The organism is Sphingobacterium sp. LRF_L2, from assembly GCF_965644235.1.
Classification (GTDB): domain Bacteria; phylum Bacteroidota; class Bacteroidia; order Sphingobacteriales; family Sphingobacteriaceae; genus Sphingobacterium.
Window position 1 is genome coordinate 113,624 of sequence record NZ_CBFFRI010000002.1, and the last position, 22,017, is coordinate 135,640.

The following is a 22,017-nucleotide window of genomic DNA, read 5'->3' on the forward strand; positions in this document are numbered from 1 at the left end:
CCATGAAAGCACTGGGAATAAAACAATTTCATCAAAAGAAGTTCAAGCTAATGGACTTGGATGGTTCGCCACATCAAGGCACACTGGGTAATGTTCCGAAACACTTCACATGCGTGATCGGTGGTTTTAGCGGCAATGGTAAGACCGAGTATTGCATACGATTGGCAAAGGAAATGTGTAAACATGGTCGGGTAGCGTGGTTTTCGTATGAGCAAAGGCATGGTTTTGACCTTCAAACTGCTACGATACGTAATAAGATGGAAGACGTGTCGGGTCTTTTTATCCCCGTTGATCCTGTAGCTGACAAGCCTGATTATGTAAGTTTTTTGGAAGATTTGGATAATTATTTATCAAAGCGTAATAGTCCTGATTACATATTTATAGACAGTGTAGACTATACAGAATGGAAGAAAGCAGACTACAAGTATCTAAAGGAAAAGTACGAAGGTAAAAAGACGTTTATCTTCATTTGCCATACATCCAAATCGGGAGTGCCTCGTAAGGAGATAGCAAACGATATCATCTTCGATGGTGGGATGTTCATCTTCGTGTCTAAGTATATCGCTACTCCGGTAAAAAATCGCTTTGGAGGCTTTGAGCCGTTTGTCATTTGGGAGCAGAAAGCGAGGGAGCTAAACCCACTTTTCTTTGACCCAAAGAGTAAGGTAAAAGACAAAATATCTACCCAGCAAACAGAGCTATTTGAAGAATCGAACAACGAAAAGCAAGGGGTATCGAAAAAAGGTACCACCGAAAGCAAGGGGGTAGATGCAGAAAGTAAATTAAAAGTAGTGGGGTAAATGATGCAGTTAGATATTATACATTAGATTTTAGATATGAGAAAATACGTTTTGACATCACAGATGTTTGCCGGCAGCGTGACATTTGGATATAATGAAAATGGGCGTCTCGTGTGGCTGGATGACGATGCTGACTTTAACGATATGCAACGGGATTGGCTTTTGTCGGAAAGCCGTTTTCCTAAGTATATAGATATGGTAGACGCGCTGGCCAACGTAATCAAAGGTAAGCTAACCGAAGTGCCCTATGATATCTCTTTTGACGCCTTTTGGGACGCGTATGCCAACAAAAAAAACAGAAAACGAGCGGAAGGGCTTTATAATAAAATGAGCGAACAGCAACGCTTAAAATGCATCTTATCAATAAGTCCGTATTTAAATTATCTATCAAGGGTGAAATGGAGAAATCAATCTGACCCCGATACCTATCTGCGCAATGAGCAGTATGAGACGGATTGGAATAAACAGTTTAAGTAAAAAATATGAAAAACGAAGATCAAATTTATACAGAAGCGGCATTGAGGCTTATAATAGACATAGGAATTATAAGACATATGCTAAGTGATGAGGCCGACGGGTTTCCATCGATGTTTAGAAGGATAAGGCAAACGGTTATAGAACGTGAAAAGGAATTGAAAAAACAATTAAAAGAAATTAGAAAATGAGTAGACAGATATTAACAGCAGCTATAACGTTATGGGGTGAAGCTGCGCAGGTCGAAATGTTACAGGAAGAAGCTACGGAATTGGCATTGGCAGCACGTAAACATGTACGAGAAAACTCTATAGATTCATTAAATCATCTTGCCGAGGAGATTGCTGATGTTACGATTATGATTGAGCAGATGACATTGATTTATGAAAACCTATCTAAAGACGTTGCAATCTGTCGGGCAATGAAATTAGCGAGATTGGAAAGACGAATTGCAGAAAAGAACTTTAATCTTAAATAAGAGATGAAAACAACGCCCAGTTCAGCAAAACAAAATGCAATGATCGGCTATCAGATCAATCGATTGGGATTGGATACTGAAACAAAAGAGGAACTGATTTATTTGTATACTGATGGCCGTACGACCCGTATCAGGGATTTACATTCTAATGAAGCCTCACAGGTGATCCAAGCCTTGACAACCGGTCGGGCTTATGTGGTGACCAAATCGCAAAAGATGCGCCGTAAGATACTTTCAATGGCGCACGAAATGGGTTGGAAACTTGACAACGGTAAGATAGATATGGATTCGGTCAACCGTTGGTGTATTGGTTATGGATATCTATCCAAGCCACTTGATGAGTACCGGGAGCATGAATTGCCTGATCTGGTTACAGCTTTTACAAAGATGTATTTAAAGCATTTAAAAGGGATTTAAAATCGTAAGTTTGCAACACTAAATTTTATGAAATATGAAAAAATCAATGTATTTATTTCTTTTTGTTATCTGTATGTTTTCCGCAGCTTGCAGCAAGAGTGAGAGTTCTGAACCAGCTGACACTAATCCGCTCGTTGGAACTAAATGGCAAACCGATGATTTATCGGCAAATACTATTTATGGAGGTGTCAACTTTCAGGTGATCCATTTCAAGAGCAATACAGAATTTGAGGTTCTTAATGTCCGTAATGGTGCAATTCGAAAATTGATGTATGAAGGGGTGTACACCGTAAGTAATGCCACCGATGTCAATATGAAATATAGCGTTGACGGATCGCCTAGAGAATGGAACCTTGAAATTACCGATAGCCGAACGATGAAACGAAAGCCGGAAGCAACGGCCTATAATGTTTACATCAAACAATAATTTTAGCCCCTTCCGAGGGGCTTTTTTATTGCTTTAAAACTCGTTTAAAAGGTTATTGAAATTTGATATATTTTTGTGTCAATGATAAGAGGAAGCCAAACGATTACCAAGATATTTTCTGACGAAACGCAAAAGGTACCGAAAGGTACCTTTGACCGTGACGTGTGTCTTTGCTATCGTTATTACTTTTATTATGAGTTATTACAACGACGCCACGATCGTGCACTGGAAGTCTTGGAAGTTGAGTTCTTTATTTCTCAGGATACGATTACCAAAAGGCTTACCGCTTGCGCTGATCTACTCAAAGACATCGCTATCAATAAGCCTAAAGTTCCTCAGCTGCGAAGAAAGTATCCTCACTTGGTATGGAACTAGGGCATTCGAATAAAAAGATAAAAGCGGCTACTGGCCGCTTTTATCTTTTTAAAACTCTTTCATAAAGGTAGTCGCAAAGGTGATCCGTACAACATCAAAATCCGTTCTATCTTCGTCTATGATGCCCGTGCAGACCCACCTGTCGGTATTGCCCAATTTTAGACCTTGGAACATTTTTTCTATATCTTCGATACTATCGTAATACCTAAGAGCATCATTAAGGATTTCCTGTGACTGTAAATTGTGCTGTTCTTTGGTGCGTTCAAATGCAACACGAATCTGAACCGTAACATTTCTTCTTTGGATTGCAGGGTTCAGATTTTCGCTCTTGGGAATGTTTACCTTAATCAGTGCGCAGGGAAATTTTACGGAGGGTCTATTTTCGTAGCGATCGATCTGTCCACGGTCGCGGTCTACAAATTCAACAAGTTTGCTGTCCGTCAGTTTTTTGTGGGTATTCAGAAAAATGTTTTTCATGGCTTTTAAAGGTTTTTTAAATTGTTTTTAAATCGTGTTTTTATTTCGCGGATAAGTGACGCGCTTTTCCCCATGAAACGGCGTTCCGGCATTTTTACGGAATACGCTCCAACGCTGGCCTTTTGGCTGTAGGTCGCGTTTCCGTTGTTTCTAGCAAAGAGGGTCTTTCCCTTGTACTTTCCAGCCGTATGCTCTTTGTGGGTTACGATCGTTGTACGTGGTCTATGATGAACCGTCAGCCCTTCGTTATGTACTCTCGCGTACGGAACTTTGGAATTTCCAGCGGAAATCCTCGAAGAATCCGACGTTACAAAGTTTATGCGCAGTGATCTGAACAGATTAAAATTTCTTGTCATCAGCGAACCCCGCGAAGGTTCCCGCTTTTTATTTTTGTATGCCTCGTATGGTCTGCCGTCCCATTTCTTGTCTATAAGGGCGTTCTGAAAATGCTCAAGCGCGGTCTCCGTGATCAGTAACGGTGCGTTGTCAATCTTGCGGTTTACGCTATCAAAAATCTTTTTAAGTTGACTATCAAACTTGTTCATGCTATTTTATTAACTTTGTGAAGGTTAGCTGATGACGTTTAAACGTGAGACTGTTGAAAAGATGTGCAGTGGCTCGTGAGTGGTTCGACCAGCGTTGTTATAACTGAATCTTTAATAAAGCCGTGCAGTAGTCCTGTACGGCTTTATCTTTTGATCAGCAGCCCTTTTCTTATGTTGGTGTCATCAAGTCTATGCCAAGTCTCAATCTGTAGCTCAAGGGCATCGTTCAATGTACACACAACGACAACTGCCTGATCACTGTAATACCTAATATAAATGAACGACTCATATCTTTTACCTCTATAATTCTGTAGCCATACCTCATCGGGATTTTTAACTATCGATTCGATCTCGTTCATATAGATGTGTCTCTCCTGGTATTTCTCTTTGCGGTCGGTCGTGTGTTTTCTTATCGTTCCTTTGTCTATGGTGATCGTACGGTTATTATAATCTGTGATCCCGAACTTTTTCGCAGTGACCTTTTGGAGACTATCCGTAAAATCTTCGATCGCTTCATCGCGTTGATCCGCTTTGAACTTCGGTTCGAACTTTCGTCCATTGAAGTTCTGTGACAAAGGTTTCAAGCCCCATTCTTTTGGGCTAAGGCTGTTCATTTTCTTTACCCCGTCCAGATAGTCCGTTATGTAATGTTGATTCTCGGTAAACACCTGCCCTTTATCCGCTCTGTTCACGCCCCAGCCTCCTTTGCTTGCTTTCTTGAAGGCTTCACCGGCAAGGTATTCTTTAACTCTCTCTTCCGATGCCTTGATCTGTTCTTTTGTTACCTCGGCTTTTGTCCGCGGGACGATCCAACAACGGCAGTTCCAGTCCCCCGGGGGCATGATGTATTTCCATGCCCCGTGGTTCCAAGGTAATACAATATCATGTAGAAGGGCGTGTGAATGCCTTACCCGTTCATCCCCGACCGTTTTGTACTGCCAAAAGGGAAAGGTATCTGTCTGCTTTAAGAGACGGTTGTAGGTCGCTGCCATATCCCCTACAGAAATAGCCGTATTATATTCGGTTTCGAGCCATAGTTTATTGTGGACGTCCAGCATACCGCTTGCCGTATCATAGAATTCCCTAAACGATCTGGCCTTCCTGAACAGTTCGTTCAACTGCTGTGCTTCGTATAGCGTCTTGGCACCTGCAAAACGGAACAGGTTCATTTCAAATGCCGTTAAGGTCGCAGGATCGTCAACGTCATATGTAAATCCTATATCAACAAGCTGCGCAGGTTTCGTTCTCCATCCCTGAATAAATCCTATAGTCAGTGTATCTGCTGTGAATTCGAAGAGTGAACCGTCGAAAGACATTCTACCTTTTGCATTCCAAGCACGTTCGATGACATCATCTTTAATTTTGTCGAATACTTTACCGCCCACAAAAGCGGCCAGTCTAATTTTCGTGAGGTGATCTCCATCCGCCCCGGCTACCTGCTTGCTGACCGGTACCGGGGCGGAGTGAAAAAGCTGTAATATTCTTCTGAACCATGATAGCTGTCTACGTTTATCGGCCTGTATACCGGTGGGGCTTTTGTCTTTTTCTTTATCTGAACCCTTGGGGGTAGGTGCATTTTTTTTGTCGGGTTCAGAATCTAAATCAGCTTTTTTAGCCTCTTCCTGCGCTTTTTTTAACTCATCGTAATTGTCGGGCTTTCTTACTCCGTATGTTTCATAGAAAAAATCATCGTCGATGGGAATATTTAGATCGTTGCGCATTGAACGGTGTATTTCGTATTCGCTCTTATTTAGGTTCTTATTCTTCTTTATAACGAAGGTTCCGCCGCGCGTATCAAATCCTGCCGCTTTGAGTATCTTTATAAACTGTGAATTGAGCGAACGGCGTACAAACTGTAAATCGGACTCGTTTTTCTTTTCGTCCTGTTTGTTGTGCGTTTCTGCCTGAGCGTATCCACTGCTTGAACTGCTGTCTGTTGTTTCCGTTGTACCCAGTAATGCCTTGGAGATATAGCCGTCCATCTTGGTCGCAAAGGTGTCCTGCAATTGTCCGTTTGCAGAGCCTGTGTTGTTCTTAATGTCCAGTTTCGTTCCGTCGGGTCGGATGATGACGCCGCCGCCGCCCATCTCGCGAATTGCCTTCGATAACTTTTGCCGTTGACCTTCATCGAATCCGTCCCATTGTGCATCGACGATACCACGGCCGAAAATCTCAATGAACTCTGCCCAGTCACTGATATCGCCCCGTTTAAAAATCGAATACATGGATGCGCTGAGCAGTAATCCCAAATCTTTGGCCTCGCCAAACTGCATGACCGTTTTTGCATAGAATCCCGTATTGATGTCGACACCTTCCTGATCGATCGTCTGTAGAGCGACCTGCCCTGCTTCGGGGCGCATGTTTTTCCGCTCTATAGCCTTTACAACGAATTCGTTCTGATCGTTGTCATTGATAAAGAACTCTGCTTCGCACATCGAGTACCCCCACGCTTTTGAATCAATGATCTGCTTGAGGAGGTTTTCAAAGCCTATACAGTCAATTAGCTCATTGATGGAGTCTACCGGATTGCCTTCTTTATCTGTAAATTCCCAGTTTGCAGTAGTGATCGCATCCTGACGCTTTCCCCATACGGCAATGATCTGCCCATCGGTAGTGCTGACGTCATGGTATAGGTCATAAAGATAAACGCGCCTCGGTATAATGGATTCGGCCGCACGTGTAGCGTTTCTCCAATTGGTTATATCCTGCTTTTGTCTGTTCCAAGGGTGCACCGTGATCTGCTGTACGATCGGAGCCTTGACCGATTTCAAGTCAGCATTTTTGATATTTCGTTTTCTAGCCATTGCTGTTAATAATAATTACCCCTTTTGAAATCAGAATCGACGAAAAATGCACCGCCAAAGTCATCGTTATCATCAGGCATCGCCCAACCTCGTGGTGTGACCATACCTTTTTGTATTTCGATCAGGCGTTTGATAGCCTCTTTGTATCGGATTTCTGCCAGTTCCAAATCTGTCGCGACATTGCATACCGCGATAAAATGCCACTTGGCAATATCTTTCACCCATGTGCGTAGATTGGCATATGTGCCGCGGTCGTCACTGATCAGGATCGTATCAAGGTCGAACCTTGCTAGGTAGCCGCAAGCTTCACCGATGGCACTGGCGATGGCTTCCGATAGTTTTTCCTCATCATCATTGCTGATTGAATTGATTACGCCATCGTACATGTGCGTTAAAAAATCTTCTCTTGTTATAAATTCCATTTATGCTATACGTTTAGAGCCGTTACGGCTGGTTGAATAAGTTTCTATATTGTCCATGTTATTGGTCGTTTTGTTGTTGATTGCGAATACAGCCCCTTCAACGGCATCGGGCGCATCATCGTGTGCGCTGCTTCCCGGTTCTAAAGCGAGAAACTGCTCATCCAGTCGCTTCATGTGCGGATTGGCTGCCTCATCCTCATTGAGCCATAATTTGCCGTTACGGTTGAGCGGTTCTAAGAGCGATTCGATACGATGGAACTTATCTTGCTTCTTACGCTCATCAGGTCTGAGCGGAATGACTTTAACGTCTTTCTCTACCGAATGCTTTGAGAATTCCTGTATCAAAGTGCCCTGAATAAAATTCGCTTCCATGAGGTAGTACACGGGTACACGGTCGCGTACAAAGTCCGAAATGATATAATGCCATTCGATCATATTGGCGGTGCTGGTCTGCTCGCAAAATGCCTTGATGATGTGAAACTCATCTTTATAGCGTCCGACCAATACCGTGGCTTTGTAGTCATTCTTTTTGCTGTCCTTGAACGATGGGTCAGTGTAGCAAACGAGCCATCTGTAATTTATCAGCGGCTGCATTTTCTTGTAATGCATCTCTTTGAACACCGTGCCTTCCGAAATCGGATTGTTGAAGTATTCTTTTTGCGCTGAAATGTAGCTGATCAGGTTTAGGATACGGTCGATATCCTCTTCGCTATTTTTCTGAGGCCATGACGATTTGCCTTTCTTGTCACGGATGTTGACCTGATTGACATAGTCGGCTAAACTTTCGGCCAGCGATACGACACAAATCTTTGCAATCTTGTTACCACAGATCAGAATCCGATAATTACCCGATACAGAGACGGTCGGAATCAAAGCTTCCTGAATCCACTTGAATTTATCCTTTATCCTTTTGGGATTTCGGCACTCTTCATCGGTGTCAATATCATCTATCCAAATAAAATCAACACGATAATTGTCATTACGCATACCCCGTGGAGACTGACCCGCACCCAGCGCACGGAAACTGACGCCGCCTTTGGTTGTGAATTCGTTCTCTGTCCAGCCAATAACACGCTCCTGAATACCGTAATCGTTTATGATCCGCCGATTGGATTCTAACACCCGTTTGACTGGTGCAAGCAAGCGAATGGCATTGTCCAAGCTATTGGAGACCAACAGGATGTTTTTGAGTTCCTTTTTGGCTAATGCCAAATAAAGGACTTCCATCATGGCGCGTGTGGATTTCGCCAACTCACGTGACCACATACGCAATTCAAACCATCTTTTGTTTATGGTCAGTCTGCGCGTGGCTTTCTTGTGAAAAAGCGCAGGCTTAGATGTGGCGAAATTTGGAAAGTAATATTCAAACCAAGCTTCGGGATTCGCTTCGAGTCGTTTGATCCGCTTTTGTTTGTCGGCATAGGATTCGTCAATATCGACGGGCGTAGCTATGCGGATTTCTTTTGCAAACTCTTCCCACTGGATCGAAATCTGTTTGTTGGTTAGTTTTCCCATTATTCCTAAATTGTTCTTATGTCAAAAAACACTGGTTCAGGTATGGTGAACTTAGGAAAGTAGTATCTGAACCATTCCTCGGGATCCGCCTCCAATATTTGCATGCGCTTTTGCTGCGGATCATAGGATTCATCAATATCAACAGAAGTTGATTCGCTAATCTCTTTAGTGAACTCTTCCCACTGGATCGAAGTCTGTTTGTTGGTCATCTTTGCCATTACTTTAATATTGATTTTAGAAATACGTCAAACAGTTCGGTGATCTCTTTGGCTTTGTCGAGATCGATCGCACGATAAAAAGTTATCATCTTGCGTGCGACGTTGTATACCTCGGTTGCGGAGGTTTCCGTTTCCAGTTTTTGCAGATTCTGAATGAGTGTGTCACGCACATAGGCCTGTTCTTTGGTAGCATAACCACGCGATCCGCAGGATATTTCAATATTGATCATTTCCAGTTCGCTGAGCATCGATCTTATTTGCTCTTCGCGGGTGAGCATGGTGCTTTTCTTTGCCGCTTCCCAGTTCTCATCGTTAGCCCATTTGCTGACCGTATTCTGCGAAATGCAGATACGTGCCGCAATCTCTTTTTGGGTCATGTTTTCCCTGATGAAAAGGATTTTTGCGAAGTCCTTTTTCTCTTGGATTTCTGCTTTTGTCAATCTCTTTTGTTCCATAAAAACCGTCTTGTTTCGTCAAAAATGGCTCTTATATAAGGGCTTAAAAAATTGGCTGGACAAGATAGTGCAGTAATTGCACCATATGGTATCAGTTACTGTACGCCCCTGTTTTCCTAATTTTTTTAGGCGATGATACCGCTCTATGTTTGTGCCATCAATAGCGGAAAAACGAACAATGTTAAAGGCAACAAAACGAATAGTAATTATCAGCGAACGCGTCAACAAGCAAGGCTTCCGTACGCTGGTAGACGGCGTGGATCGTGCGCAATATGATCTGAACCCTATACTTCTATGGATGCACCAGCGCGCATTTGGGAGTCGCAAGGATGTGTTCTTACCACTGGGCAACGTCATCGAACTAAAGGTGGAAGACATCGACGGTGTCGGTAAATGCCTGGCAGGTTTACCGGTATTCGACGATACCGACGAATTTGCCGTATCTATCTACAACAAATACGAAAACGGTACGATCCGTATGGCCTCCGCTGGTCTGATCCCGACCGAGTGGTCTGAGGAAGCCGACCTGATCATGCATGGTCAGCGTGGTGCAACGCTGGTACGTTCCATTTTGGAAGAGATCAGCATGGTGGATATCGGGGCGGACAACAATGCCCTGTCCATTGCCCTTTATGACCAAGAGCATAACCGTATCGAATTGTCTTCCGCTGGGGGCAAAGCGGTCATCCCATTACTAAAATCAGATAATCAAATAGACATGGAAAAAATCGAATTATCGGCAGCTAAGGCGGCGGCCATTCTCGGAGAAGCCGAAATCAAAAACAACGAGCAGTTTGAGACGAAGATCATGGGTGTGGTTCAGTTAGCTGCACGTCAGAAAACGAAGATCGAATCGCTTACACGTGAAAAAGATGAACTACAGGCCAAGCTTGACGAAAAGGATCGTCTTGAACTGTCCAGTAAGGTAGAAGCATTGGTGCAGGGTGCCGTTGATGCACGTAAGATCACGGCAGATGACAAACCTACCTATATCGAACTGGCCACAGCGAATTATGCGTCTGTCGAAAAGCTGTTAGGTGATAAAAAAGGCAATCAGAGCCTTGTAACGGCGATCGAAGAAAGCAAGGATAAAGCGGTGACCCTTTACGCCGGCAAAACTTGGGATCAGTTAGATAAGGAAGGAAATCTTGTCAAATTGAAATCGGCGGACATCAACCTGTTCAAACAGCTTTTCGAAGAAAAATACGGCACACCGTACGAAAAATAGACTGCAATTCACAAAGAGTAATAAACAGTTTTTAAAATCTTTTAAACCCCTTTTAAAACACAATGAAACATTTAAAATTTAAACCGCTCAACTACCTGTACAATGTACTGGTTCTAGCAGTGATCTTTCTACTTGTCGGTTTTAACGTCCTCTTGGCCGTGCCGATCGGATTTTTAACCGGAACAATCTTGAGTTTCGTCAAGCTGCCCAGACTAGCCCTGTTCATGGGGCTACAGATCGAGATATGGCGGAACCATATCGAGGAATCCCTGTTCAATGACAATGCGTTTATGAACCATATCAGCGATGTTGATGAAGATAATATCGTTGGTGGGAAAATAGTCCATATTCCCCAGTCCGGTGGCGGTGGCAGGGTTGTTAGGAACCGTACAGAGAAACCTGCAACAGTTAGACAGCGAGCCGATGATGAGGTGCTATACCTTATCGACGAATATACAAGCGACCCGGTGCATATATCAAATGCAGACACCAAGGAACTTAGTTATGACAAACGCGAATCTGTACTGCGCGAAGGATTAAACTACTTGGCTGAGGAAACAGCGGAGGGGGTTCTTGAGAACATTGTCAAGAGTCCTGTCGGGAACCACAACGAACTACCGGGAACAAACATCTTGACAACCGATAACGCGACAAAAGTCGGGTCGGCATTCGAAGGCGGTACAGGGGAATATGATGCTTACAAGATCGGAGACTTACAGCGTATGAAGAATTTTTTCAAGAAACAGAAGGCTTGGAAAGAAGGATCGATGTACGCGCTCTTGACCCCTGATGCCGAGACGCAGATGTTTCCTGCCGATAGCTTGGTTACAGCAACCTACATGCAATCAGTAACAGAAGAGGAACGTCGTTCAGGGGTAATGTACAAGTGCCAAGGCTGGAGTCTGCTTAGCCGTTCCACGGTATATAGGATGACGGCAGCAGGGGTTTTCGTTCCATACGGTGCCGAGGGTAACGAGGACGATGTTGAAGGTAATCTTTTCTGGAACAAAGCACTGGTCGAGAAGGCAAAAGGACAAACGATATTCTTTGATGACCAAGGTAATCCGACATGGTACGGGGATATCTATTCCTATCTGGTTCGCCTTGGAGCGAGAGCAAGACGTAAAGCCTTTGAAGGTGTCGCGGTGTTAAGACAAAAAGCAGCTTAATTGATTATCTCACGGTAGGGACGCGTTATGCGTCCCTCTATAAAAAAAACTGTAAATGAAAAGCTGGTTTGAAAAACTATTGGTCACATACGGCTATGATACCCTGTCCGATTTTGGTCAGAGCCTCGCACCTGCACTAAAATACACGGGTGTAACAGCGATGACAACGATCATGTCCGCAATGGCGGTTTCGATCAACAGGATATTCGGTCTTGATTCATACGCCTTCCTAGCACTGCTCTTTACACTTGCTATAGAGCTTTTCAGTGGGCTTACGGCTTCACGGATACGCAGAGAGCAGCTAAGTTCGATGAAGCTTTCACGTTTCGGATTTAAAGTCTGCTGTTACCTCGTATTGATCGCTGTGCCCTATCTTTTCGCAACCTCATTTGAGTTTCACAAAAAGACTTTGGCCGCGGCCGTTTTTGATTGGATGCACGTCTTTTTGGTGATACAGATCGTATTGGAAAATCTCGTTTCAATTTTGGAAAACATGGCCGTTATAAGCGGTAAGCCGAAGACGCATATAATCAATAAACTCACCAGTAAAATCGAAAATTTTCTAAAGTAATGGCAAATTTAAAATCATATTCAAGCGCAGGACACCACCTCGCAGACCCGGGTGCAACCGGGGTAAACGGCCGGCAGGAAAACAGGGAAACGATAGCCTTCCGTGACCTTGTCAACGCTGAATTGGGACGTAAAGGCAAAATGGTCGTGCAGGACAATGACACGGAAACGCTTTCTCAATACCTAGGGAGGATTGATCCTACCGACGCCGATGTTGTTATAGAACCTCATTTCAACGCCTACAACGGTAAAGCTACCGGCGTGGAGGTTTTGGTAGCTGACGATGCAAACGAACGCAGCAAAGCTATGGCTAAAGAAATTGTTGATGGCTTTGCTCGCATCATGGGCATTGCAAACCGTGGGGTAAAAAAAGAATCACAATCGGCACGCGGACGGTTGGCTCTTATGCGCAAAAAAGGGGCTGTTGCCCTTATCGAAATCTGTTTCATTGATAATGCCAGTGACATGAAAGCTTATGATAGCAACAGGATAAATCTCGCGTGTTTTCTCGCACAAATAATTTCAAAATATGATCTCAATTAAAATGAAAAGACTGGTCACCCTATTTGGTATTGCCGTTGTGATCTTGGTTCACATCGCAATGCTCTTTGGCTGCAAAAGCCGTCAGGCAATTACGCAACCCACAAAAATCGTCGAACTCGAAAAGACGGTTACCAAGACGATCCGGGACACAACCTTAATCGTCGAGTCTGACAGTTCCTTTTATCAGGCTTGGATCGAATGTATAAACGGAAAGCCTGTTCTGAAAAAGGACACGGTCACGGATTATACAAGTAATCCGGATAGACTAAAGGTGCCTACCGTAAGCCTTGGCGAAGATGGCAGATTGCTTGTTCAGGCGCAGACTGAAATACTGGAACTTCATGCCAAGATAGAAGACCTCGTCACGGAAATGAACACAAAGACCACAGAGTACATTTCCGTGGAGGTGGAAAAGGAGTTGACCGTTTGGCAAAAGCTGTTTATCGCTCTGGGCAAAGTTTCGTTTTTAGCGGTTATCGGGGTAGCCGTATATGGTTTAACACGATTGTATAAAAAAATAAATGGAAAATAATCAGGAAATCTTCGAGCAGAAAGCCAAGGCGTTTTTTGCTGATAAAAAGAATGCGGGCATAAATGTGGTACACTTCACAAGCGACGGGAATATGTTCCGCTTGTTCCATTATGCCGAAAGTTGGGCTAGAGGGCTGAAAGATCAGTCCATCACGCCGATAAACCGTAACAGTAAAGTTCAGGAAATCATAGACAAGATTATTTCCGATATCAGCGATGAAGAATCCTCCACCGATTCGGGAGGGAAATCGGCATCTGAGGATGACGAACGCGCCTCTCTTATCAACCGTTATATCGAACTATTCGATACAAAACCCAAATCTGCCCACAATATCGGGCTGGACAAGCTTCGCGCTCAGATCGCTGAGAAGGAAGCCGAACTGGAGAAGGACGGCGATCCCGATGCTGACGGTGAAAAACACATCGTGACTGAGGAGGATTTGCAAAACAATCCCGACCTCGTAGAACAAGGTGTGAAGGTAGGTGATGAGATCACGCTCCCTGAGGCTTAAAAACAGAATTTAAAACCCTTTAAAACCCTTTAAAACCCTTTAAAAATATGTTTGGTAATGAAGTAAGTTATGATTTGGAAGTTGACGGCGTAAAGATCGCCGATATTCCTGCGGACGGAACGGTAGCACTGGCATTCGTCTCTCCCGGGAAAGTGATGGAGGACACGATCGAGGTGAATCCCGAAGACCCCACTTTTACACACTTTTACGCCCAAGGCGAATCTGACCCAATTGAAACGGCTGTAAAGTCGGGAATAACGCGAGGACAGTTCCGACTGTTAAAAGTGGAGACAGAGGTAGCGGCGGACTTGTTGGGAGGAGCGGTTGTTCTAGGCCAGTATCACAAACCGCGTAAATATGTCGGCGTAGAACGGCAATTGGAAATTACGGACGGCAAAGGTATGCCCTACACCTATCCACGTGTACTGTTGTACGGTAAAGTGGTAGGCCGATTCCGTGTAGGCGAACCAAATACGATAGATGTCATGTTTGTCATCAAGATGCCTAACAATCCATCGGTTTCCCCTGAAATTATCGGTAAGAAAACAGGAGCGTAATGGAGATATCACACGAGATAACAGAAGCTCAGGTGATCTTAGAAGAAGGGAGCAGGCTTACAATCCCTGCTCCTTTTTTTCTTAGGCTGTTTGGGAAGAAAACAATCAATATGGTCATACATGACCCTACTGCGGCCGTCTGTCTAAAATTGACGGCAATGCGTCTCTCGATGGGGGTAACAGATGAAGAGTTTGAAAATATGACGGTTGAACAGGGACTGGAATTTTTGGGTAAACATGGAAAAACAGTCGCAAAGATGGTAGCATACGGTATACTGAGGGGAAGAAAAAGAAACTGGCTGTTCAATTCCTTTATTGCAAAAAGGCTTTTGGCCAATTATCCGTTTTCGACACTGCTCGACATGATGCACATCTTAAGCCTCGGTTCAGGGTTGCAGGATTTTATGAGTATTATCGGATTGTGCAAGGCAGTCAGGCTGACCAGACCGAGCGACGATCCGAGCCAAAAAAGCGGAGCGTAGAGGAGTTAAAGGCCGTCGGCCTCAATAGCCTCTCCGGTCTCATCTTTCAGATCATGGAGAAAACTACATTGACATGGGATGAGATACTTTACAGGCGTTCTTGGACGAATATCAAGCGCGGTTTAGCAGATTCACCACGGATGGTTAAAGCCGGTGATATTAGGACAAAAAAACGAAGAAGATTTAAAGGTATAGATGAACTTCCAAAATAGTAGAGATGAGCGATGCACAACTAGATATCGATTTTAAGTTTAACAGCCCCGAAGCGAAAAAAGAAGCGGAAGAAGTCCGTAAAGCTGTGGCCGCGGTAAACCAAGAATCACTTGCAGGTAACGAACCTTTGAAAGAGCGTGAAGGTCTGCTACAGCGGCTCAAAAGGCGGTTGGATGAAGTTGGTGCCGCCCAGCAGTCTGCGACTTCTGCTTCCAGTCTTTCGACCCTGAACAGCCAGTACAACAAACTGGAGAACGACATACAGAGATTGACACGTGTGGGGATTAAGGGCTTCGATGATCAGGGACGTGTGATCGTTAGTAATGAGGGTATTTTACAACGCTTGCAACGTGGTGCTGCACTTTGGCAAAAAGGAATGCTAGAGGCTACAAATCCTGCTGCGCTCGAAAAATACAGTCAGAAGTTAGCACTGGTAAATGCCGAAATTTCAAAGATAACAAAGGGTGCTCAGATCGGTACAGGTTGGAACGGTCTACAGAACAGTATCAACCAGATCGCCCGTGAACTTCCTGCTTTCACCTATAGTGTGCAGACAGGTTTCATGGCGATATCTAATAACCTGCCGATTTTCGTTGACGAGGTAAACCGCCTTCGTTCGGCCAATGCTGCATTGGCAGCGGAAGGAAAAAAGGGCGTACCGGTATGGAAGTCGCTTCTGACCGGAGTACTGTCTTGGCAGACCGCCATGATGGTCGGGATAACATTGTTGACCGTGTATGGCAAAGAGATCGGCGAATGGTTCAAAGGTCTGGTGGGTGCCGGTAATGAGCTTAAAAAGATCATTACCTCACAGGAATCTGTCAATGAGGTATTGAAGAACAGTGAATATCAGAATGCTGTTAAAGATGTAAAAAACCTTCATATCGCCGTTTCTCTTGCGCAAAAAGGTTTTCTATCTAAGAAGTCCGTTGTTGAGGAATATAATAACACATTGGGAAAAACAACCGGATATGTTAAGACCCTTGATCAGGTCGAAAAATTCCTTATTGACAATGCGGATGACTACGTAAAGATGACGATGTACAAGGCCGCTGCACAGTTGCAGTTGGCTGAGGCGGCAAAGGAAGCGGCGGCAATTCAGGAAAACTCTGCAAAAAAAGCAGAGGATTTCACTACCACATCTGATGGGTTTCTTTCTATCGTAAAAACAGGCGGAGCGGCAAAGGTATGGGCAAAGCTGACGGGAGAAGAAACGAAATACTACGATGATCTGATGCAGGATGCCGGAGAGCAACGTCGAGCAATCGAACAGCGCGAGCATGAAGCTAGGGAAAAGCAGTTTTCCGATAATGCGGAAGCTTTGTTGAGCAAAGCGCAGGACTATGCCTCTAAGATGAATATTGATGTTTTTGGAGATGGTTTTAAGAAACCGAAAGACACCAGTGCCGCCGATGAACGTCTGTATAATCAGATTTTGAAGGGGCGCAAGGAATTTATTGATAAAATACGATCGTTGGATAATGAGTACCGTGTACTCTCGTTTTCGGATGACAGAAAGGAAGTTGAAGCCCTAAAACAGAAGTTTGTTGACTTTCGGAAAGTGCTTGATGAAGAAAATGAAAAGATCAGAAAGTATAATGAAAAAAATAAGGCCAGTGTGGCTTTAATCGATGTTGATCTTGTTGCGCCAATTGAACGCCGCGCTACCGCTGATCTGCGTTACCGTCAGGAAACTAAGAAGGAAATGGATGCGTATGCGATCCGGCAGAAGTTGTACGACGAATACGAACAGTATAAAACAACGACGAGTGAGACGCAGGCTGACAAACGGTATGCGAAGGACTTGGATAAGATAAAGACCTTCTACAGTGATGTGACGATGGAGATTGCGGCCTTGACTTCAAAACAGGTACTTTTCGGTTTGGGCGGAGCTGAAATCGAACGTCTAAAACAGCTGTTGGAAACGTTAAAAGAATTCAACCGGAACAAACAGGCTGAACAGGATAAATATTTCTTGGAATCCTATAACCTGACACGTACCTACAATGAAAAACTTGCTGATATTGATAAGAAGTATCAGACGCTCTATATGGCGCAGGGCGAGGAATTATCCGAAGAGAAGAAAGAACTTCTTAAAGCTGCGCGAGAAGAGGAAATCGAGACACTGAACCAAACGGAAGCGCGGAAGAACAGGATTTTGATCAATGCAGCCAAACAGCAACTTGTACTGACAACTGCCGGTATACGTGCGCAGATCAAGGTTATCAAAGATTTGCTAGCTAAAGAAGGGTTAGATCCTAAATTTCGTGAAGAGCTGGAAAAAGCCCTGTTCACAGCACAAGGTAATGCCGAGTTGGGAGCGCGTGCCGCTTCAATCGCAAATCTGAAAAAGTTATATGGCGAACTTTCCGATGAACTGGTGAGACTGACAAAGAGTGGCGCAAGTCCCGAAAAGATCAAAGCCGTTAACGATAAACTTCTAGAAACTCAGGAGCAGATAGATGAACTAAACAGGGAAGGATTCAGGGCAATGCTTGATCTGCTTGTCCGCGTTTCGCAAGAGGTTGGACAGCTTGGTGAAAGTCTTTCCAATTTAGGAGATGCGTTTGGAAACAACCTTATTAGCAACGCTGGTCAGTTTCTTTCAGGCTTAGCAAATGGGATTGATAATTTATCAGTTGCCTTTGATAAGAATGCAACCAGCTCCGAAAAATATGCAGCAGCAATAAGTTCTGCAATTGATTTGATCAGTATGGTAGCTAATGCAGCTGCCGAACGAAAGCAAGCTGAGGAGGAATATTACAGGGCGGTTATCGACATGCAACGTGAGTATAATCTTAGTATTGCAGAGCAGTTGCGACTGGAAGCACAACTTGGAGAAAGCGTATACGTAAAGGATTATGTAGGTCGTATGCGCTCGGGAATGAAATCAGCTGAATACGCAATAGAAGAATACAAAAAAGCAATCGCCGAGCTCGCGCAGAATGGTAAAATTAGCAACGGACTGAAAAATGCAGTTGACTGGGGGAGCGTTGGAGAAGGTGCAGTAAGTGGAGCTACAATAGGTGGGATAATTGGTTCTGCGATCCCTGTAATTGGTAATATAATTGGTGCTGCCATCGGTGCTGTTGTCGGGGGGATTATTGGTCTTTTCGGTGGCAAAAAGAAAAAACCGAAGTATGAAGACCTCTATTCCAGTCTTCCTGCGGAAATAGTCGACGTATTATCCTCATCAGAACCCCAAGATTTGAGCGATGTTAAGAGACTTTTAGAGAGTCTCAACAATGACAACGCAGTTGATGCGAATACAAAGCAGATGATCGAAGGTGTACTGGATTGGATCGAGAAGATCGAAGAAGCTAGAGCGCAGATAAAAGAAGTTGTTGAAGAGCTTACCGGATCATTAGGGTCTGATATGCGGAATAACCTCGTCGAATATTTTAAGCAAGGTGAATCGGCGGCCTTGGCAATGGGTAATACCGTTAACAAGGTCTTGGAGGATATGATGTCACAGCTTTTATTCTCAAAAGCGTTTGATGAAATATTTAAACAGTTTGAAGATCAATTGACCGACACGCTATTGTTTGGTGAGGAAGGTGATGTTATTGATGTATTTGCTCAATTTCTGAAAGATGCTGGTTCAGCTGGTGAGAATTATTACAAGTGGATGGAAGCCGCTAGGGAAGCCGCCAAAGAGCAAGGATTGGATATCTTTTCTCCGACCTCATCTGATAGTACTTTGTCTACAAGCGGTATCGAGCGTGTAAGCGAACAAGCAGCGACCGAGATAGTGGGGTTAGGTCGTGCGCAGCTTGATATTGGTAAACAAACGTTGTTGGCCGTTCAGAAATCTTTAGAGTTCGAAATGAAGTCTTACGACAGAATGCTAGAATCAATCTTGATTCAACGCGGTATAGAGAAAAATACGGCTGATACTGTGACTGAATTGAAGAATGCCGTGATTGAATTAAAGGCTATTAAAGATAATACGAAAGGGGGCTACTATGGCGGTTAACATCCTTATCAACAGCTACGAATTAACAACTGCCTTTGGTGTTTATTTGGAAGATGGTGGGCTATCCGAGTTTGAGCAGCCCCCTGTTCCTAAAGTTCCGTTTTACCAAGAATGGGCGGATGAGAGTGGCAGAGAATACGACACTACTTCTGCTGTTGTTTACGAATGTCGATACTTTGAAATTCCCTTTCTGATCAAAGGGAAAGATATGCAAGACTATCGCAAAAAGAAAACGGAATTCCTGTCGCTCATAGATCAAAATGATGATGTAGATTTTCAGGTTGTCGACTGGGGCGAAACATATCGCCTTCGATATGTCTCTGCAAAAGACTGGAAATTTATCAATGAGGGACTGACAACGAAAACCTCCGCGCGGTTCGTGATCCGCTTTGAAGACAATCACGGTACACCGTCCTACATATTTAAATACCTCGCGGACAACTACGGTCGGTACATCGTCATCAATGGCGGTCAGAAAATTTTAGTTAAAACAAGTTTATAAACGATTTAAAACGCTTTTAAAATGGCAGACGATAAAGTAAATTTTGATAATAATACACCTGCGATCTTGGATGCATCAAAGATTCGTAGTTTGATGGGGATAGATGCCGAAACGGGCTTAGTGGGGAATGTGATGTTTTTGGACATCGTGAACGAAGCCGGGAAAAGAACGGGCGAAGCCGTAAAGGTGACGGGTAATTCTTTGCCTACTATGGGAGTAGCTAATAAACGGTATTCGGTTACCGTAGGTTCAGCAGGGCTTACACTTACTTACACACATCCGGATACGGAGGTTGTGACCGAATTTGTGTTCGCAGCCAATACGCAAGGTACTGTTTTTTGGGATGGTATTGCTGAAACATGGACAAAGGAGAGTGAGGTTACTTTGCCTGTACAAGATATTTCTCCGATAGAGCCCATTGTCGAAAACGTACGTGTTGATGCAAGTGGAAATATGTATTTTCTAGATGCAGAAAAAAATGCGGGATTGATACTTACATCGGAAGGCGTTCTGAGAGTATTTAGAATAGAGCTTGCCGGTGAACTGCTCGATCTTTCAAAATTTGCCCTTAGAACAAGCCTCGAAAATCTTGCGGATAATTTTGAGATCGATGAGAACGGAACCTTCTACATACATGACGAGAATGGAAATCTGTCCTTTAGGATTTCGTCTTCCGGGGAGGTCGAATTTTATCAAAATGCTGAAAACTTCGCCTCTAACTTCAACCGTGCAAAAGGCATGTTGGATATCAGTAATGATCAGGACGATTTTTCTTTTACATCGCCAACCCATGTTTTTGGTGTGTATGGAGATAACAGGCAGTATTTTTCAGAACTATACCCTGAGGGATTAATCTCGGCAAGGCTGCCCGTGCTGCTTGATGAACAAAAAAAAGTAATCCTGCAAAATACAGGCTCCCAAATCGAAAAAGTAGTTGCCGCTGACAAAGCTTTTACAATAGGTGGTAACGGCTTTCTAAAGAAAACCCTTGAGACGGTCTATATAAGGTCAAATAGAACTTCCTTACAGAGCAGGAACGTAAACCTTATGATTCTTGGGGATAGTATAGCTAGACAGAATTCAACGACCGGCAATATAAAGGGTACAATCGCCAACCATGTAAAGCAGTTTGCAAATATGGACAATGTTGATATAGGAAATATAGATGTAAATATGGTGGGTGTTATGGATGCTGTTACTATATCAACCTCATACAACGGTTCGGCAATAACTAATAGGTCGTGTTCAGAAGGCCGTAGCGGATGGGCTACATACAATTACCTCAACTACCCAAAGTGGGTAAGACTGGATGGTACCGCTTTCGAAGATGCATATACTTTTTTGGGGGCGGAAGCTATGTATTATTTAGCCGGGCTTGCGACTAAGACGCCGTTTGATAGTACGGTAGCGGGACAGCCCTACGAAGCTTATTCTACATCTAAAAATTTTACTGTTTGCGATACACCGGTCGGAAGGTATAAACCTGATTATAATTCAGCTTTGTGGAGCTCATTAAAGGCAAAGTGGGGATTTACGACAGTAGCGCTTGCTTATGATTCTTCCACCGAGGATGCAAAAATGTCGGAATTTCTATTTGGAACGGGGGGTGTAGAAAATTGTAACGGGGGAGTCTGTTTTGCCCCTAAAATAAACGACAATCCTTTCTATTCTATCGAAAAGGCACAAGCGTATACCGGGGATCATGATTGGGTATTTGACAATGCTTTTTCAATAGCAAAATACATAGAGAGATACCGGACAATGGATGATAGTGGAAATAGACTTGTGTTAGGGAATGGCACGGGAAGTCTTGTTACGGATGTGAATAGCTATGATGTATGTATGCCAACCCACTTTGCCGAAGGGCTTGGAACAAATGATGCAGTATTGGGGGCAGATAATATGTTTTACTTTACTTCTGTGCTTTTACGTTCTGTAAATGGAGAACTGCCCGATTGCAAGATCGGGAAGTACATACCCCGCCGGCCGGGTGTTTTTTATCCGCAGCGATGGCAGGAATATGGGTTATCAAACCAGTTAAGTATACAGAGTACAATGTACAGATTTAATGCCCTGCTGTTAGAGGGGCTCGGAACTGCTGATCTTACAAAGGATATAAATTATATCACGACATACGCTACCCAATCACCCATATCGGCCGGATATTCGGATTTTCTAACATACGACCTGAATGATGTTGAAATGAATCCGAAGATAACCTCAGGTAGCGATAGTGTCCACCTGTCTGCGGTTCAGTTAAGAAGTATCGCCTACCATATTTACAGCTGGTTGGTTTGGTCGGTTAATTAATTTTTGATTTTTAATAA

General features: G+C 43.8%; 26 protein-coding genes. 19 read left to right on the top strand and 7 right to left on the bottom strand.

Features of this window, described 5'->3' with window-relative positions; all coding sequences use genetic code 11:
• The first annotated feature begins 2 nt into the window (after nucleotides 1–2).
• From ACSZOX_RS03660 to ACSZOX_RS03690, 7 genes are all read left to right on the top strand, one after another.
• A complete protein-coding gene (locus ACSZOX_RS03660) occupies nucleotides 3–800 on the top strand; it encodes a hypothetical protein (protein ID WP_437918422.1) in 798 nt (265 codons plus the stop codon).
• 36 nt (nucleotides 801–836) lie between these two features.
• A complete protein-coding gene (locus ACSZOX_RS03665) occupies nucleotides 837–1,277 on the top strand; it encodes a hypothetical protein (RefSeq protein WP_437918423.1) in 441 nt (146 codons plus the stop codon).
• 5 nt (nucleotides 1,278–1,282) lie between these two features.
• A complete protein-coding gene (locus tag ACSZOX_RS03670; protein WP_437918424.1) occupies nucleotides 1,283–1,465 on the top strand; it encodes a hypothetical protein in 183 nt (60 codons plus the stop codon).
• Nucleotides 1,462–1,752 carry a hypothetical protein gene (locus ACSZOX_RS03675; protein ID WP_437918425.1) on the top strand — a complete coding sequence of 97 codons (291 nt, stop codon included), beginning with the start codon at nucleotides 1,462–1,464 and terminating at the stop codon, nucleotides 1,750–1,752. Before ACSZOX_RS03670 ends, ACSZOX_RS03675 begins: the two co-directional genes overlap by 4 nt.
• Before the next feature lie 3 nt (nucleotides 1,753–1,755).
• The gene (locus tag ACSZOX_RS03680; protein WP_437918426.1) at nucleotides 1,756–2,169 is read left to right on the top strand and encodes a hypothetical protein; all 414 of its coding nucleotides are present in this window, start codon (nucleotides 1,756–1,758) and stop codon (nucleotides 2,167–2,169) included.
• A 34-nt stretch (nucleotides 2,170–2,203) separates the two neighbouring features.
• Nucleotides 2,204–2,596, top strand: coding sequence for a hypothetical protein (locus ACSZOX_RS03685; RefSeq protein ID WP_437918427.1), 393 nt, complete (start codon nucleotides 2,204–2,206; stop codon nucleotides 2,594–2,596).
• Between the two features lie 81 nt (nucleotides 2,597–2,677).
• Nucleotides 2,678–2,971, top strand: coding sequence for a hypothetical protein (locus ACSZOX_RS03690; RefSeq protein ID WP_437918428.1), 294 nt, complete (start codon nucleotides 2,678–2,680; stop codon nucleotides 2,969–2,971).
• A gap of 48 nt (nucleotides 2,972–3,019) precedes the next feature.
• On the opposite strand, the gene ACSZOX_RS03695 is transcribed toward ACSZOX_RS03690, so the two are convergent.
• The 7 genes from ACSZOX_RS03695 to ACSZOX_RS03725 form a co-directional block, all read right to left on the bottom strand.
• Nucleotides 3,020–3,448, bottom strand: a complete 429-nt coding sequence (locus ACSZOX_RS03695) for a hypothetical protein (RefSeq protein ID WP_437918429.1) — start codon at nucleotides 3,446–3,448, stop codon at nucleotides 3,020–3,022.
• Nucleotides 3,449–3,453: 5 nt separating this feature from the next.
• Nucleotides 3,454–3,993: a phage virion morphogenesis protein gene (locus ACSZOX_RS03700; protein WP_437918430.1), complete on the bottom strand. Its 540-nt coding sequence runs from the start codon at nucleotides 3,991–3,993 to the stop codon at nucleotides 3,454–3,456.
• 143 nt (nucleotides 3,994–4,136) lie between these two features.
• A complete protein-coding gene (locus ACSZOX_RS03705; protein ID WP_437918431.1) occupies nucleotides 4,137–6,797 on the bottom strand; it encodes a phage portal protein family protein in 2,661 nt (886 codons plus the stop codon).
• Nucleotides 6,798–6,802: 5 nt separating this feature from the next.
• Nucleotides 6,803–7,219 carry a hypothetical protein gene (locus ACSZOX_RS03710; protein WP_437918432.1) on the bottom strand — a complete coding sequence of 139 codons (417 nt, stop codon included), beginning with the start codon at nucleotides 7,217–7,219 and terminating at the stop codon, nucleotides 6,803–6,805.
• Nucleotides 7,220–8,734 (bottom strand): hypothetical protein, encoded by a 1,515-nt coding sequence (locus ACSZOX_RS03715; RefSeq protein WP_437918433.1) that lies wholly within the window; start codon nucleotides 8,732–8,734, stop codon nucleotides 7,220–7,222.
• Between the two features lie 5 nt (nucleotides 8,735–8,739).
• Nucleotides 8,740–8,952: a hypothetical protein gene (locus ACSZOX_RS03720; RefSeq protein WP_437918434.1), complete on the bottom strand. Its 213-nt coding sequence runs from the start codon at nucleotides 8,950–8,952 to the stop codon at nucleotides 8,740–8,742.
• Nucleotides 8,952–9,407: a helix-turn-helix domain-containing protein gene (locus ACSZOX_RS03725; RefSeq protein WP_437918435.1), complete on the bottom strand. Its 456-nt coding sequence runs from the start codon at nucleotides 9,405–9,407 to the stop codon at nucleotides 8,952–8,954. Before ACSZOX_RS03725 ends, ACSZOX_RS03720 begins: the two co-directional genes overlap by 1 nt.
• Before the next feature lie 178 nt (nucleotides 9,408–9,585).
• On the opposite strand from ACSZOX_RS03725, the gene ACSZOX_RS03730 reads away from it, so the two are divergent.
• From ACSZOX_RS03730 to ACSZOX_RS03785, 12 genes are all read left to right on the top strand, one after another.
• Entirely contained in the window at nucleotides 9,586–10,635 is a 1,050-nt protein-coding gene (locus tag ACSZOX_RS03730; RefSeq protein WP_437918436.1) for a hypothetical protein, read from the top strand.
• 188 nt (nucleotides 10,636–10,823) lie between these two features.
• Nucleotides 10,824–11,804 carry a hypothetical protein gene (locus ACSZOX_RS03735; RefSeq protein WP_437918437.1) on the top strand — a complete coding sequence of 327 codons (981 nt, stop codon included), beginning with the start codon at nucleotides 10,824–10,826 and terminating at the stop codon, nucleotides 11,802–11,804.
• A gap of 55 nt (nucleotides 11,805–11,859) precedes the next feature.
• Nucleotides 11,860–12,375: a phage holin family protein gene (locus ACSZOX_RS03740; protein ID WP_437918438.1), complete on the top strand. Its 516-nt coding sequence runs from the start codon at nucleotides 11,860–11,862 to the stop codon at nucleotides 12,373–12,375.
• Entirely contained in the window at nucleotides 12,375–12,917 is a 543-nt protein-coding gene (locus tag ACSZOX_RS03745) for an N-acetylmuramoyl-L-alanine amidase (RefSeq protein WP_437918439.1), read from the top strand. Before ACSZOX_RS03740 ends, ACSZOX_RS03745 begins: the two co-directional genes overlap by 1 nt.
• Nucleotide 12,918: 1 nt before the next feature.
• On the top strand, nucleotides 12,919–13,449 hold the full coding sequence (locus ACSZOX_RS03750) for a hypothetical protein (RefSeq protein WP_437918440.1): 531 nt from the start codon (nucleotides 12,919–12,921) through the stop codon (nucleotides 13,447–13,449).
• The gene (locus ACSZOX_RS03755; protein WP_437918441.1) at nucleotides 13,439–13,960 is read left to right on the top strand and encodes a hypothetical protein; all 522 of its coding nucleotides are present in this window, start codon (nucleotides 13,439–13,441) and stop codon (nucleotides 13,958–13,960) included. Before ACSZOX_RS03750 ends, ACSZOX_RS03755 begins: the two co-directional genes overlap by 11 nt.
• Before the next feature lie 47 nt (nucleotides 13,961–14,007).
• Nucleotides 14,008–14,517 carry a hypothetical protein gene (locus tag ACSZOX_RS03760; RefSeq protein WP_437918442.1) on the top strand — a complete coding sequence of 170 codons (510 nt, stop codon included), beginning with the start codon at nucleotides 14,008–14,010 and terminating at the stop codon, nucleotides 14,515–14,517.
• On the top strand, nucleotides 14,517–14,999 hold the full coding sequence (locus ACSZOX_RS03765) for a hypothetical protein (protein ID WP_437918443.1): 483 nt from the start codon (nucleotides 14,517–14,519) through the stop codon (nucleotides 14,997–14,999). Before ACSZOX_RS03760 ends, ACSZOX_RS03765 begins: the two co-directional genes overlap by 1 nt.
• 53 nt (nucleotides 15,000–15,052) lie before the next feature.
• Nucleotides 15,053–15,211: a hypothetical protein gene (locus ACSZOX_RS03770; protein ID WP_437918444.1), complete on the top strand. Its 159-nt coding sequence runs from the start codon at nucleotides 15,053–15,055 to the stop codon at nucleotides 15,209–15,211.
• Nucleotides 15,212–15,216: 5 nt separating this feature from the next.
• On the top strand, nucleotides 15,217–19,188 hold the full coding sequence (locus ACSZOX_RS03775; RefSeq protein ID WP_437918445.1) for a hypothetical protein: 3,972 nt from the start codon (nucleotides 15,217–15,219) through the stop codon (nucleotides 19,186–19,188).
• The gene (locus ACSZOX_RS03780; RefSeq protein WP_437918446.1) at nucleotides 19,178–19,690 is read left to right on the top strand and encodes a hypothetical protein; all 513 of its coding nucleotides are present in this window, start codon (nucleotides 19,178–19,180) and stop codon (nucleotides 19,688–19,690) included. The genes ACSZOX_RS03775 and ACSZOX_RS03780 overlap by 11 nt, the downstream gene beginning before the upstream one ends.
• A gap of 21 nt (nucleotides 19,691–19,711) precedes the next feature.
• Nucleotides 19,712–22,000 (top strand): hypothetical protein, encoded by a 2,289-nt coding sequence (locus ACSZOX_RS03785; RefSeq protein ID WP_437918447.1) that lies wholly within the window; start codon nucleotides 19,712–19,714, stop codon nucleotides 21,998–22,000.
• Nucleotides 22,001–22,017 lie beyond the last annotated feature (17 nt).